Origin of the sequence: Streptomyces coeruleoprunus (genome assembly GCF_039542925.1) — a bacterium.
GTDB lineage: Bacteria > Actinomycetota > Actinomycetes > Streptomycetales > Streptomycetaceae > Streptomyces > Streptomyces coeruleoprunus.
Genome location: NZ_BAABIT010000001.1, coordinates 5,122,020 through 5,134,825, shown reverse-complemented (window position 1 = coordinate 5,134,825; position 12,806 = coordinate 5,122,020). Strand labels below are relative to the sequence as shown.

The 12,806-nt window shown below is 71.2% G+C and carries 13 protein-coding genes and 1 pseudogene; 2 read left to right on the top strand and 12 right to left on the bottom strand.

All coding sequences use genetic code 11. From position 1 onward, the window contains the following. Positions 1-55: 55 nt before the first annotated feature. Entirely contained in the window at positions 56-1,813 is a 1,758-nt protein-coding gene (leuA, locus tag ABEB09_RS22895) for a 2-isopropylmalate synthase (protein ID WP_345691783.1), read from the bottom strand. Positions 1,814-2,106: 293 nt separating this feature from the next. Here leuA and ABEB09_RS22890 point away from each other — a divergent pair, with 293 nt between their 5' ends. Both ABEB09_RS22890 and ABEB09_RS22885 read left to right on the top strand, forming a co-directional pair. After that, positions 2,107-3,174: a M4 family metallopeptidase gene (locus ABEB09_RS22890; protein ID WP_345691782.1), complete on the top strand. Its 1,068-nt coding sequence runs from the start codon at positions 2,107-2,109 to the stop codon at positions 3,172-3,174. Between the two features lie 9 nt (positions 3,175-3,183). Further along, positions 3,184-3,450, top strand: coding sequence for a protealysin inhibitor emfourin (locus ABEB09_RS22885; RefSeq protein WP_345691781.1), 267 nt, complete (start codon positions 3,184-3,186; stop codon positions 3,448-3,450). Positions 3,451-3,557: 107 nt separating this feature from the next. On the opposite strand, the gene era is transcribed toward ABEB09_RS22885, so the two are convergent. From era to ABEB09_RS22830, 11 genes and pseudogenes are all read right to left on the bottom strand, one after another. Beyond that, positions 3,558-4,508: a GTPase Era gene (gene era, locus ABEB09_RS22880; RefSeq protein ID WP_380840769.1), complete on the bottom strand. Its 951-nt coding sequence runs from the start codon at positions 4,506-4,508 to the stop codon at positions 3,558-3,560. 84 nt (positions 4,509-4,592) lie between these two features. Then, on the bottom strand, positions 4,593-4,946 hold the full coding sequence (locus tag ABEB09_RS22875) for a cytidine deaminase (protein ID WP_345691779.1): 354 nt from the start codon (positions 4,944-4,946) through the stop codon (positions 4,593-4,595). A 58-nt stretch (positions 4,947-5,004) separates the two neighbouring features. Continuing rightward, entirely contained in the window at positions 5,005-5,751 is a 747-nt protein-coding gene (locus ABEB09_RS22870; RefSeq protein ID WP_345691778.1) for a hypothetical protein, read from the bottom strand. 126 nt (positions 5,752-5,877) lie between these two features. Beyond that, positions 5,878-6,234 (bottom strand): MmcQ/YjbR family DNA-binding protein, encoded by a 357-nt coding sequence (locus ABEB09_RS22865; protein WP_345691777.1) that lies wholly within the window; start codon positions 6,232-6,234, stop codon positions 5,878-5,880. After that, the gene (locus ABEB09_RS22860; RefSeq protein ID WP_345691776.1) at positions 6,231-7,526 is read right to left on the bottom strand and encodes a hemolysin family protein; all 1,296 of its coding nucleotides are present in this window, start codon (positions 7,524-7,526) and stop codon (positions 6,231-6,233) included. Before ABEB09_RS22860 ends, ABEB09_RS22865 begins: the two co-directional genes overlap by 4 nt. Further along, positions 7,523-8,020: an rRNA maturation RNase YbeY gene (ybeY, locus tag ABEB09_RS22855; protein ID WP_345691775.1), complete on the bottom strand. Its 498-nt coding sequence runs from the start codon at positions 8,018-8,020 to the stop codon at positions 7,523-7,525. Before ybeY ends, ABEB09_RS22860 begins: the two co-directional genes overlap by 4 nt. 13 nt (positions 8,021-8,033) lie before the next feature. After that, positions 8,034-9,029: a PhoH family protein gene (locus ABEB09_RS22850; RefSeq protein WP_345691774.1), complete on the bottom strand. Its 996-nt coding sequence runs from the start codon at positions 9,027-9,029 to the stop codon at positions 8,034-8,036. Between the two features lie 183 nt (positions 9,030-9,212). Continuing rightward, the gene (locus tag ABEB09_RS22845; protein WP_345691773.1) at positions 9,213-10,334 is read right to left on the bottom strand and encodes a carbohydrate kinase family protein; all 1,122 of its coding nucleotides are present in this window, start codon (positions 10,332-10,334) and stop codon (positions 9,213-9,215) included. A 140-nt stretch (positions 10,335-10,474) separates the two neighbouring features. Beyond that, positions 10,475-11,478, bottom strand: a pseudogene (locus tag ABEB09_RS22840) (adenosine deaminase). A gap of 12 nt (positions 11,479-11,490) precedes the next feature. Further along, on the bottom strand, positions 11,491-12,396 hold the full coding sequence (locus ABEB09_RS22835; protein WP_345691772.1) for a ribonuclease Z: 906 nt from the start codon (positions 12,394-12,396) through the stop codon (positions 11,491-11,493). Positions 12,397-12,400: 4 nt separating this feature from the next. Next, a complete protein-coding gene (locus ABEB09_RS22830; protein ID WP_345691771.1) occupies positions 12,401-12,760 on the bottom strand; it encodes a histidine triad nucleotide-binding protein in 360 nt (119 codons plus the stop codon). Positions 12,761-12,806: the final 46 nt, after the last annotated feature.

Sequence of the window (12,806 nt, the reverse complement as noted above, 5' to 3'; positions counted from 1 at the left end):
GCCGAACCCCGCCCGCGGTGTGCGGACGGGGTTCGGCGAGGGCCTGCGGGACCGGTCAGCGCGCGGCGCGGTTGACCGCGGAGATGACCGCCTTGAGGGAGGCGCGGGTGGTGTTGGCGTCGATGCCGATGCCCCACAGCACCTTGCCGTCGATGGCGCATTCGATGTACGAGGCGGCCTGGGCGGAGGCGCCCTCGCTCATCGTGTGCTCCTGGTAGTCCAGCAGCCGGGCGTCGACGCCGATGGTGTTCAGCGCGTCGAAGAAGGCGGAGATCGGACCGTTGCCGGTACCGGTCAGCAGCGTGTCCTCGCCGTCGACGACCGCCTCGACGGTCAGCGTGTCCGTGCCGTCCTTGTCGGTCGTGGTCTGGCCGGACCGCAGCTGGATGCGTCCCCACGCGTTGTCCGGGTTCGGCAGGTACTCGTCCTGGAAGACCGCCCAGATGTCCTTCGGCGTGACCTCGCCGCCCTCGGCGTCGGTCTTCGCCTGGATGATCTTCGAGAACTCGATCTGCATGCGGCGCGGCAGGTCCAGCTTGTGGTCGTTCTTCAGGACGTACGCGATGCCGCCCTTGCCGGACTGCGAGTTGACGCGGATGACCGCCTCGTAGGAGCGGCCGACGTCCTTCGGGTCGATCGGCAGGTACGGGACGGCCCACTCGATCTCGTCGACGGTCTTCCCCGCGGCGGCGGCTTCGGCCTCCATCGCGTCGAAGCCCTTCTTGATGGCGTCCTGGTGGGAGCCGGAGAAGGCGGTGTAGACGAGGTCGCCCGCGTAGGGGTGGCGCGGGTGGATCTCCATCTGATTGCAGTACTCGGAGGTACGGCGGATCTCGTCGATCTGCGAGAAGTCGATCTGCGGGTCGACGCCCTGGCTGAACAGGTTCATGCCCAGGGTGACCAGGTCGACGTTGCCGGTCCGCTCGCCCTGCCCGAACAGGCAGCCCTCGATGCGGTCCGCGCCCGCCATGATCGCCAGTTCGGCGGCGGCGACGGCCGTGCCCCGGTCGTTGTGCGGGTGGACGGACAGGCAGACGGACTCGCGGCGCGACAGGTTGCGCGACATCCACTCGAAGCGGTCCGCGTGCGTCGACGGCGTCGAACGCTCCACCGTGGCGGGCAGGTTGAGGATGATCTCGCGGCCGGCCTCGGGCTGCCAGACGTCCATGACGCCCTCGCAGACCTCCAGCGCGAAGTCCAGCTCGGTGTCGGTGAAGATCTCGGGGCTGTACTGGTAGCCGAAGACCGTCTCGTCGCCCAGGATCTTGTCGGCGTACTCCATCACCAGGCGCGTGCCGTCGACGGCGATCTGCTTGATGTCGTCCTTGGAGCCGCGGAAGACGACGCGGCGGAAGACCGGGGCCGTCGCGTTGTACATGTGCACCGTGGCGCGGTGCGCGCCGCGCAGGGACTCGACGGTCCGCTCGATCAGGTCCTCGCGGGCCTGGGTCAGTACGGAGATCGTCACGTCCTCCGGGATGGCGCCCTCCTCGATGATGGAGCGCACGAAGGCGAAGTCGGTCTCGCCGGAGGACGGGAAGCCGACCTCGATCTCCTTGTAGCCCATGCGCACCAGCAGGTCGAACATCGCGCGCTTGCGGGCCGGGGACATCGGGTCGATCAGTGCCTGGTTGCCGTCCCGCAGGTCCGTGGACAGCCAGCGCGGCGCCTTGGTGATCCGCTTGTCGGGCCAGGTGCGGTCGGGGATGTCGACGGCCTCGTACGGGCCGTACTTGTGGACGGGCATCCCGGACGGCTTCTGGGTGTGCGTCGCGTTGGTGAGGGGCGTGGGGCGACCAACGGGCTGGGACATTGCGTAGGGCTCCTCGGGTCCGACGATGGGACGGCCGACTGTTCGAAGCAGCACCAGACTCCGCGGGGAGGGGGTCGGCCTACGACTACAGGCCCTCGCCGCGGCAGCTAAGGAGAAGCAGCCCGAAACGCATGATGCGCAGCAGCGTAGCCGAGTGACACCGGATGCGGAGGTGCCGTATCAGTATGCGGGATTCCTGCCCGGTAACGGTCAAACAGTGACCTATCACTCCTTTTCATCAATCATCGTCGCTGGGGGTGACAGAGGCGTGACAGAGTGCCACATTGCCAGGCATGACTGCTGCCACCTCCACGCCCTGTTTCTGCACGATCGTCCCGCCGCACCTGCTGGACCGGCTGGCCCGCGCCGGCGACCCCGCCATCGCCGACGCGGCCCGCCGGACCCTCGTCACCGACGCCGCGAACCGCACGGCCCGCCGCCTCACCACGGTCGTGGGCGTCCGCACCGTCGGCGACGCCCCCGCGGTCACCGGGAAACCGCGCCGCACGGTCTTCGACGCCGAGCACCGCACGCAACTGCCCGGCAGGAAGGTGCGCGCCGAGGGCGCCGAGCCCGTCCGGGACGCCACCGTGAACCGCGCGTACGCGGGGCTCGGGGCGACGTTCGACCTGTTCCTGGACGTCTTCGGCCGTGACTCCATCGACGGCTCGGGCCTGCCGCTGGACGCGACGGTCCACTACGACCGGGACTACGGCAACGCCTTCTGGAACGGCGAGCAGATGGTGTTCGGGGACGGCGACGGCGAGATCTTCCGGGACTTCACCATCCCGGTGGACGTGATCGGCCACGAGCTGGCCCACGGCGTCACCCAGTACACGGCGAACCTCGCCTACTTCAGCCAGCCGGGCGCGCTCAACGAGTCGATGTCCGACGTCTTCGGCTCGCTGGTCAAGCAGTACGCCCTCGGCCAGACCGCCGAGCAGGCCGACTGGCTGATCGGCGCGGGCCTGCTGTCGGACCGGGTCGAGGGCGTGGCACTGCGGTCGATGAAGGCGCCGGGCACGGCGTACGACGACGACGTCCTCGGCAAGGACCCGCAGCCGGCGACGATGGACGACTACGTCGAGACGGCCGCCGACAACGGCGGCGTGCACATCAACTCCGGCATCCCGAACCACGCCTTCTACCTGCTGGCCACGGCCCTCGGCGGGCACGCCTGGGAGCGGGCGGGGCGGATCTGGTACGACGTGCTGACCGGCGGGAAGCTGAAGGAGACCGCCGACTTCGCGGCGTTCGCCCGGCTGACGGTCGCGGCGGCCCGCGAGCGGTACGGGGAGGGCGGCGCGGAGGACCAGGCCGTGGTGAAGGCCTGGTCGACGGTCGGTGTGCCCACCCGGTAGACAGGGATCATGCGGATCCAGGTACGGCGCACGGGCGGCTTCGCGGGCATCGAGCGCCGGGCGGAGGTGGACACCTCGGCCCGGCCCGACGCGGACGCGTGGCGGGTCCTGGCCGAGGCGGCCCTCGCCGACGGCCGGGACGAGCCGCCGGCCGGGGTGCCGGACGGCTTCAGCTACGCGATCACGGTCGACGGCCGCACGGTGTACTGCGCGGACCCCCGTCTGACCCAGGCCCAGCGCGAACTGATCAGCCGCGTGCTGAAGGAAGGCGCGTAGCCGAATCGGGGGGCTCCGCCCCCCGAACCCCCCGCTCCTCGAACACCGGAGGGGCTGAATCAGCCCCTCCGAGCGGGCGGGGTGGGGAAAGATCCGCCGGACAGCGCCTAGAAGCCCAGCTTGCGCAGCTGCTTCGGGTCCCGCTGCCAGTCCTTCGCGACCTTGACGTGCAGGTCCAGGAAGACGGGAGTGCCCAGCAGGGCCTCGATGTGCTTGCGGGACTTCATGCCGACCTCCTTCAGGCGCGAGCCCTTGGGGCCGATGATGATGCCCTTCTGGCTGGGGCGCTCGATGTAGACGTTGGCGTGGATGTCCAGCAGCGGCCGGTCCGCCGGACGGCCCTCGCGGGGCAGCATCTCCTCGACGACCACCGCGATGGAGTGCGGCAGCTCGTCCCGTACGCCCTCCAGCGCGGCCTCGCGGATCAGCTCGGCCACCATGACCTGCTCCGGCTCGTCCGTGAGGTCGCCCTCCGGGTACAGCGCGGGGCCCTCCGGCAGCAGCGGGATCAGCAGGTCGGCGAGCAGCTGGACCTGCTTGTCCCCCACCGCGGACACGGGGACGATCTCGGCCCACTCGATGCCCAGCTCCTTGCCGAGCCGGTCGATGGCGATGAGCTGCTCGGCGAGGGTCTTGGAGTCGACCAGGTCGGTCTTGGTGACGATCGCGACCTTCGGGGTCTTCTTGATCCCGGCCAGCTCCTGGGCGATGAACCGGTCGCCCGGCCCCACCTTCTGGTCGGCCGGCAGACAGAAGCCGATCACGTCGACCTCGGCCCAGGTCGTGCGGACCACGTCGTTGAGCCGCTCGCCCAGCAGGGTGCGCGGCTTGTGCAGACCGGGCGTGTCCACCAGGATCAGCTGGGCGTCCGGCCGGTGCACGATGCCGCGGACGGTGTGCCGGGTGGTCTGGGGGCGGTTGGAGGTGATCGCCACCTTCTGACCGACCAGAGCGTTCGTGAGGGTGGACTTGCCCGCGTTGGGACGGCCGACGAAGCAGGCGAACCCTGCCCGGTGGGTCGCTTCGGTTTCTGATGTACGAACGCTCATGGGAGCCATTGTCCCCGATGCGCCGCCACCCGCTTACCACGGGCGCGCACGGCCCCGCCGCTCCCGTGGCGGCGCACGGCGGGGCGCGGGACGTCAGCCCGCCGTCACCGTGGCCCGTACGACCGCGTCCGGCCCGGCCAGCAGCACCGGCGTCGCCGGCCCGCCCAGGTCCCGTACGGCGGCCCGGTCGGCGTCCGAGACCGCCTCGGCCTCGGAGACGACCGCCGCGGCCTCCAGCGACTTCGCGCCGCTGGCCACGGCCATCGCCACGGCGGTCTGCAGCGCACTCAGCTTCAACGACTCCAGGGCGACGGTCCCGGCGACGTACGTACGACCGGTCTCGTCCCGCACCGCCGCGCCCTCGGGCACGCCGTTACGGGCACGGGCGCTGCGCGCCAGCGTGATGATCTTGCGGTCCTCGGGGTCGAGGTCGGGGCTCTGTGTCATGCTCCGAGCATAAGTCGGCGGCCGGGGTCTCCCCCGGCCGCCCTGCGGGTCACCAGGGTCAGCCCTTGGCGCCCGCGACGAACTTGTCACCGGCGCGCTTGGCGAGGTCGCCGTACGACCCGTGGTCCGGCTTCTCGCCCATCGGGACGTAGGCGAGCCGGAGCACTCCGGCGCCCTGGCGCGCGACCAGGAGGTCGGACTCCACCTTCATGCCGAGCTGCGGGATGTCCATCGTCAGCCGCAGGCCGACCGACTCCTCGCCGGCCTGCGGGGCGGTCAGCTTCTCGGCCTTCATCTGCATCTTCTCGCCCTCCTGCGTCATCGTGAACGTCGCGCACGCGTCCACGGCCGAGGAGACGCCCTTCACGAAGCCCGAGGCGGCCCCCGTGTCGGCGTAGGTGAAGATCTGCTGGGCGAGGATCGCGCTGTCGGACTCGCGGCCGAACTCACGGTCTCCGCCGATCGTCGCGCCGTCGATCTTGTCGGACATCAGCAGGGCCAGCGGCTGGCACTCGGCCTTGTCCGCCTTCGGCTGGTCGTTGGTCTTGGCGGCCGGCTCGACCTTCCATCCCTTCGGCAGCTCGGAGACCTCCAGGAGGCCGGCCTTCATCTGCGCCTCGGTGAGCGGCGCGGCGGGCTCCGCCGCCTCCTCCGCGGGCTTGTCCGCGGACGTGCCCGGGGCGCTGCTCTGGGCGGCCTTCGGCTTGTCGCCGCCCTTGTCGGACGAGCCGCTGCACGCGGCGGTGAAGACCAGGGCGGACAGGGTGAGCGCGACGGCGGCGCCCTGGCGCATACGGATACGCATGGGTTGGTTCAACTCCCCAGAGAAGACGTGACATCGGGGAGCTGCTCGGTTCCCCCCTCCCCACCCTTGCGGGCCGAGCCGAGGATAACCGGGGCCGCTGACAAGTGCGCCCGGAATTTGCCGCAGCTACGGGCGGTCCAGCCGCAGCCGCTGGGCCCGGGGCAGGCCGGCGACCACCAGGTCGTAGGAGTCCTCGATGAGCTCGCGGACCATGCGCACGGGGAGCTGGCCGACCGTCACCGTGTTCCAGTGGCGCTTGTTCATGTGATAGCCCGGCACGATCCACTGCGGGTGGTCGGCGCGGAGCCGCTCCGCGATCTCCGGCTCGCACTTCAGGTTCACGGTGAGCGGACGGCCGTCGAGCGCGCTGAGGGCGAACATCTTCCCGGCCACCTTGAAGACCGAGGTCTCCGGGCCGAACGGGAACTCCTCCACCGCGGCGTTGAAGTCCAGGCAGAACGCCCTCAGCTGCTCCGGTGTCATGCGGCCTCGTCCTCCTGCTTCGGCGGCACCGGCTCCGCCAACACCGTGACGATCTTGTTGCGGCGCCCCGCCGGGGACTCGGCCGTCAGCCGCAGGGCCCGTCCGTCGGGCAGGTCCACCACCGCGGTGGCCCCGGCGATCGGCACCCGGCCGAGGGCCTTGGCGAGCAGGCCGCCGACGGTCTCGACGTCCTCGTCGTCGTACGCGTCGAGGCCGAACAGCTCGCCGAGGTCGCCGATGTCGAGGCGGGCCGTCACCCGGAACCGGCCGTCGCCCAGCTCCTGCACGGGCGGCAGCTCCCGGTCGTACTCGTCGGTGATCTCACCGACGATCTCCTCCAGGATGTCCTCGATGGTGACGATGCCGGCCGTGCCGCCGTACTCGTCGATGACGACCGCGCAGTGGTTGCGCTCCTGCTGCATCTCGCGCAGCAGGTCGCCGGCGTTCTTCGTGTCGGGCACGAAGGTCGCCGCGCGCATGGCCGTGGAGACCAGGTCGGACTCGGCGTCGCGGTTGATGTGCGTCTTGCGGACCAGGTCCTTCAGGTAGACGATGCCGACGACGTCGTCCTCGTTCTCGCCGGTCACGGGGATGCGGGAGAAGCCGGAGCGCAGCGCCAGGGTGAGCGCCTGCCGGACAGTCTTGTACCGCTCGATCGACACCAGGTCCGTGCGCGGCACCATCACCTCGCGCACGAGGGTGTCGCCCAGCTCGAAGACCGAGTGCACCATGCGGCGCTCCTCGTCCTCGATCAGCGACTCCTGCTCGGCCAGGTCGACCATCGCGCGCAGCTCGGCCTCCGAGGCGAACGGCCCCTTGCGGAAGCCCTTGCCGGGGGTGAGCGCGTTGCCGATAAGGATCAGCAGCGGCGGCACGGGGCCCATGACGCGGGCGAGCGGCAGCAGCACGTACGCGGCGGCCGTGGCCGTGTTCAGCGGGTGCTGGCGGCCGATGGTGCGCGGGGAGACGCCGACGGCGACGTACGAGACGAGCACCATCACGCCGATGGCGACGACCAGCGCGCTCCAGGTCTCCGTGAACGTCTCCAGGCAGACGTACGTGACGAGGGCCGCGGCCGCCATCTCGCAGGTGACGCGGACGAGCAGCGCCACGTTGAGGTAGCGGGTCGGGTCGGAGGCGACCTGGGCCAGCCTGGTCGCGCCGCGCCGGCCGGACCGTACGGCCTCGGCGGCGCGGAAGCTGGAGACCCGGGCGATACCGGCCTCGGCGCACGCCGCCAGCCACGCGACCACGACCAGCGCGACCGCGCCGAGGACGAGTTGGGCGGTCATGAGACGGTCGGCGCCGGAGAGGGGCCGGTCAGGCCCTTCTCCGCCCGCCAGCCGTCGATGATCGCCGCTTGGAGTCCGAACATCTCGGCCTTCTCGTCGGGCTCCTCGTGGTCGTAGCCGAGCAGGTGCAGCACCCCGTGGACGGTGAGGAGCTGCAGCTCCTCGTCCATGGAGTGCTGCGTCGGCGCCTCGCGGCCCTGCTTCTCGGCGACCTCGGGGCACAGCACGATGTCACCGAGGAGCCCCTGCGGGGGCTCCTCGTCGTCCTTCGTCGGCGGACGCAGCTCGTCCATCGGGAAGGACATGACATCCGTCGGGCCCGGCAGGTCCATCCACTGGATGTGCAGCTGCTCCATCGCCTCCGCGTCCACCACGATCACCGACAGTTCGGAGAGGGGGTGGATGCGCATGCGCGTCAGCGCGTAGCGGGCGACGTCGAGGATCGCCTGCTCGTCGACCTCGGTGCCGGACTCGTTGTTGACGTCGATCGACATGGTGCTGTTCGGTCTACTTCCCGTTTTGGCTGTCGTACTTCTCGTACGCGTCGACAATACGGCCGACCAGCTTGTGGCGTACCACGTCGTGCGACGTGAGGCGGGAGAAGTGGACGTCCTGGACCCCGTCCAGGATCTCCTGCACCTGGCGCAGACCGCTCTTCGTGCCGCCCGGCAGGTCGACCTGCGTGACGTCACCGGTGATGACGATCTTCGAATCGAAGCCGAGCCGGGTGAGGAACATCTTCATCTGCTCGGGGTTCGTGTTCTGCGCCTCGTCGAGGATGATGAACGCGTCGTTGAGCGTCCGTCCCCGCATGTACGCCAGCGGCGCGACCTCGATGGTGCCCGCGGCCATCAGCCGGGGGATGGAGTCGGGGTCGAGCATGTCGTGCAGCGCGTCGTACAGCGGCCGCAGGTAGGGGTCGATCTTCTCGTAGAGCGTGCCCGGCAGGAAGCCGAGCCGCTCGCCCGCCTCGACGGCCGGCCGGGTCAGGATGATCCGGTTGACCTGCTTGGACTGCAGGGCCTGGACCGCCTTCGCCATGGCCAGATACGTCTTGCCGGTACCGGCGGGGCCGATGCCGAAGACGATCGTGTGCTTGTCGATGGCGTCGACGTAGCGCTTCTGGTTCAGCGTCTTGGGACGGATGGTGCGCCCGCGGCTGGAGAGGATGTTCTGGGTGAGGACCTCGGACGGCGTCTCGACGGCCGCTCCCCCGGTCTCCTCCTTCAGCATGGCGATCGACCGTTCCACCGCGTCCTCCGTCATCGGCTGCCCGGTGCGGAGCACCAGCATCATCTCGTCGAACAGCCGCTGGATCAGAGCGACTTCCGTGGCGTCGCCCACCGCGCTGATCTCGTTGCCGCGGACGTGGATGTCGGCGTGCGGGAACGCGTTCTCGATCACGCGGAGCAGCGCGTCACCCGAGCCGAGCACGGTCACCATCGGATGCTTCGCGGGTACGGTGAAGTGGGCTCGTACCTGGTCTGTGGGTGTCTGAGTCATGGGCCGGCCCTCTGGCCTGCGCATACCTCCTGTTGCAGGGTTCTCGCCGCTCGACAACCTCTGGACTGTCCAGGGTACGGCGTACGGCTGACAACCCCGAAGGCTTTTCCGGCGGCCGCTCGCAGCCCCTGGCCGGGCCGTGGCCGGGCCGTGGCGTGCGGCCCGGGGCCCGCCGAGCGGGCCTCAGGCCGAGCGGCGGAAGCCGATGGTCGGCACGGCCCGGCGCAGCGGCCAGGCCCGCCGGGGTGCGGGCAGCAGCGCGTCGAGGAACGCGTACCGGCGCAGCGCCGCGGGGTCCTGGTCGGAGGAGGTCTGCACGTACTGCCACCAGGCCGCCACCTCGACCCAGCCGGGCGCGGAGAGCGACCCGCCGAACTCCTGCACGGACAGGGCGGCGGTGAGACCGGCGAAGGCCAGCCGGTCGGCGAGCGGCCAGCCGGCGAGGGTGCCGGTCAGGAACCCGGCCACGAAGACGTCACCTGCGCCCGTGGGGTCCAGGGCCGTGACGGAGATGGCGGGCACCTCGGCGGTCTCGCCGGTCGCCGCGTCGACCGCGTACGCGCCCTCCGAGCCGAGCGTGACGACGGCCAGCGGCACCTTGTCGGCCAGCGCGCGTGCGGCGGCGCGGGGGCAGCCGGTGCCGGTGTAGCGCATGGCCTCCTCGGCGTTCGGCAGGAACGCCTCGCAGTGCTCCAGGTCCGTGAGCGCGGCCAGTTCCCAACGGCCGGTCTCGTCCCAGCCGACGTCGGCGAAGATCCGGGTGGACTGCCGGGCGGCGTGGGCGATCCACTCCTCGCACCGCCCCGGTACGAGGGACGCGACCGCCGCCCGCGCCCGCGGCGGGCAGGTCACGAGCCCGCCCTCGGGCGGCGGGGCCTCGTGGCCGTGCGACACCATCGTGCGCTCCCCGTCGTAGGCCATGGACACGGTCACCGGGGAGTGCCAGCCGGGCACGGTGCGCGACCGGGACAGGTCGATGCCCTCGCCCTGCTCCAGGGCGTCCCAGCAGTACTCGCCGTAGTGGTCGTCGCCGAACGCGGCGGCGAGCGAGGTGCGCAGCCCGAGCCTGGCCAGCGCCGTCGCCATGTTGGCCACCCCGCCGGGGCTGGAGCCCATGCCGCGCGCCCAGGTCTCGGTGCCGCGCACGGGGGCGCTGTCGAGGCCGGTGAAGATGATGTCGAGGAAGACCGTGCCGGTCAGGAACACGTCGCAGTCCGGGTCGGCGGGGGTCCGCAGGGTGCCCAGCGGGTCGACCCCGGCGGTGTGCTGTCGCTGGTCTCCTCCTGGAGTGAGGGATGAGGTCACGGCGGGCTCCCCGGTCGCGCGGTGCAGACCCCGCCAGTCTGCCCGATGCCGCTGGTCCACGCCCCGCGATCGCCGCCCCGGCCCGGGCGCCCGCCGGCGCCCCGGCGCACGACGGGGGGCGCGGCCCGGAGGCACGCGCCTCAGCGGAACGTGTACGCGTCCACCTCCGCGAGGTACCGGGACCGGCGCTCCTCGTCGTGCTCCAGGAACGCCGCCCGGAACGAGTTGCGGGCCAGCTCCCGCAGTTGCTCGTCCTCCAGCCCCAGCGCCTCGCGCACAGCGAGGAAGTTGTCCTCCGCGTAGCCGCCGAAGTACGCGGGGTCGTCGGAGTTGACGGTGACCAGCAGCCCCGCGTCCATCATCGCCCGCAGCGGATGCGCCTCCAGGACGTCGACGGCCCGCAGCCGGACGTTCGACAGGGGGCACACCGTCAGCGGCACCCGGTCCCGTACCAGCCGCTCCACCAGCTCCGGGTCCTCCAGGGCGCGCAGCCCGTGGTCGATCCGCTCGACGCCGAGGACGTCCAGGGCCTCACGGATGTACGCGGGCGGGCCCTCCTCGCCGGCGTGGGCGACCCTGCGCAGGCCGAGCGCCGCGGCCGCCGCGTACACCTCGCGGAACTTCGCGGGCGGGTGGCCCACCTCCGCCGAGTCGAGGCCGACGCCCGTGACGCGGTGCAGATACGGCTTCGCCGCGTCCAGCGTCTCCATGGCCGAATCGGCGGACTCGTCCCGCAGGAAGCACATGATCAGCCGGGTGGTGACGCCGTGCCGCTCCTCGCTGCGGTCCAGCGCCCGGCCCAGCCCCTCGATCACCGTGCCGATGGGCACGCCGCGGGCCGTGTGCGCCTGCGGGTCGAAGAAGATCTCGGCGTGCCGTACGCCCTGCGCGGAGGCCCGCGCCAGGTACGCGTCGGCGAGTTCGGCGAAGTCGTCCTCGGTGCGCAGGACGGCCATCAGCGCGTAGTACAGGTCCAGGAAGGACTGCAGGTCGCTGAAACGGTACGCCTGGCGCAGCTCCTCGGTGTCCGCGTACGGCAGGCGGACGCCGTGCGGGCGGCGAGGGCGAAGGCGAGCTCGGGTTCGAGGGTGCCCTCGATGTGCAGGTGCAGTTCGGCCTTGGGGAGGCCGCCGGGGAGATGCATCGTGTGTCGTCCCTAGGAACGCTTCGGGAGAGGCACCCGGACCAGGTCCTGGGCAATGGTCAGTTCGCCGTCGAAACCCGCCTCGCGGGCCTGCCGTTCGAACCGGGACGGGTCGTCGTACCGCTGGGAGAAGTGCGTGAGCACGAGGTGGCGGACACCGGCGTCGCGGGCGACGGACGCCGCCTGTCCGGCCGTCAGATGCCCGTGCTCGACCGCCAGGTCCTCCTCCTCGTCGAGGAACGTGGACTCGATGACGAGCAGGTCGCAGCCCTCGGCGAGCGCGTGCACGCCGTCGCACAGGCGCGTGTCCATGATGAACGCGAAGCGCTGCCCGCGCCGCAGTTCGCTGACCTCGTCGAGCCGTACGCCGCGCAGCTCGCCCGTGCGCTGGAGCAGCCCCACGTCGGGGCCCGCGATGCCGTGCGCGGCGAGCTTCTCCGGCAGTATGCGGCGCCCGTCGGGCTCGGTGATCCGGTAGCCGAAGGACTCGACGGGGTGGGACAGCCGCCGCGCCTCCAGGGTGTACGCGGGTGTGGCTGCCACGACCCCGTCGGCGGCGACCGGCGCTGGGGCGATCTCGGCCCGCTCGCGGTAGGCCGTGGCGTACCGCAGGCGCTCGAAGAACCGCTGGCCGCTGGCCGGGTAGTGGGCGGCGACCGGGTGCGGGACCTGGTCGAGGTTGATCCGCTGGATCACCCCGGCGAGGCCCAGCGAGTGGTCGCCGTGGAAGTGCGTGACGCAGATGCGGTGGATGTCGTGCGCGGCGACACCGGCGCGCAGCATCTGGCGCTGGGTGCCCTCGCCGGGGTCGAAGAGGATGCCCTCGCCGTCCCAGCGCAGCAGGTAGCCGTTGTGGTTGCGGTGACGTGTGGGCACCTGGCTGGCGGTGCCCAGCACGACGAGTTCTCGTACCGACACGTGGTTACCCGGGAGGCCATTCGAGGCCGCGGCCGCCGAGGACGTGGGCGTGCGCGTGGAAGACGGTCTGGCCCGCGCCGGTGCCGGTGTTGAAGACGATCCGGAAGCCCGTGCCGTCGATCTTCTCCTGGGCGGCGACCTCGGCGGCCTCGCGCAACACGTCGGCGGCGACGGCCGGTTCGGCGGCGGCGAGCGTGCCGGCGTCGGGGTGGTGGACCTTGGGGATGACCAGGACGTGCGTGGGCGCCTGGGGGTTTATGTCCCGGAAGGCCACGGTCGTCTCCGTCTCACGGACGATCGTCGCCGGAACCTCCCCCACGACGATCTTGCAGAACAGACAGTCGCTCTGCGGCTCTCCGGCCATGCTCCGGCCCCTCCTCGTCTCGGACGACAGATACGTCCGTACCCTA

Bases quoted from the DNA above. Each gene is read 5' to 3' on its own strand.
- leuA (WP_345691783.1), bottom strand. From the start codon at position 1,813: ATGTCCCAGCCCGTTGGTCGCCCCACGCCCCTCACCAACGCGACGCAC.
- ABEB09_RS22890 (WP_345691782.1), top strand. From the start codon at position 2,107: ATGACTGCTGCCACCTCCACGCCCTGTTTCTGCACGATCGTCCCGCCG.
- ABEB09_RS22885 (WP_345691781.1), top strand. From the start codon at position 3,184: ATGCGGATCCAGGTACGGCGCACGGGCGGCTTCGCGGGCATCGAGCGC.
- era (WP_380840769.1), bottom strand. From the start codon at position 4,508: ATGGCTCCCATGAGCGTTCGTACATCAGAAACCGAAGCGACCCACCGG.
- ABEB09_RS22875 (WP_345691779.1), bottom strand. From the start codon at position 4,946: ATGACACAGAGCCCCGACCTCGACCCCGAGGACCGCAAGATCATCACG.
- ABEB09_RS22870 (WP_345691778.1), bottom strand. From the start codon at position 5,751: ATGCGTATCCGTATGCGCCAGGGCGCCGCCGTCGCGCTCACCCTGTCC.
- ABEB09_RS22865 (WP_345691777.1), bottom strand. From the start codon at position 6,234: ATGACACCGGAGCAGCTGAGGGCGTTCTGCCTGGACTTCAACGCCGCG.
- ABEB09_RS22860 (WP_345691776.1), bottom strand. From the start codon at position 7,526: ATGACCGCCCAACTCGTCCTCGGCGCGGTCGCGCTGGTCGTGGTCGCG.
- ybeY (WP_345691775.1), bottom strand. From the start codon at position 8,020: ATGTCGATCGACGTCAACAACGAGTCCGGCACCGAGGTCGACGAGCAG.
- ABEB09_RS22850 (WP_345691774.1), bottom strand. From the start codon at position 9,029: ATGACTCAGACACCCACAGACCAGGTACGAGCCCACTTCACCGTACCC.
- ABEB09_RS22830 (WP_345691771.1), bottom strand. From the start codon at position 12,760: ATGGCCGGAGAGCCGCAGAGCGACTGTCTGTTCTGCAAGATCGTCGTG.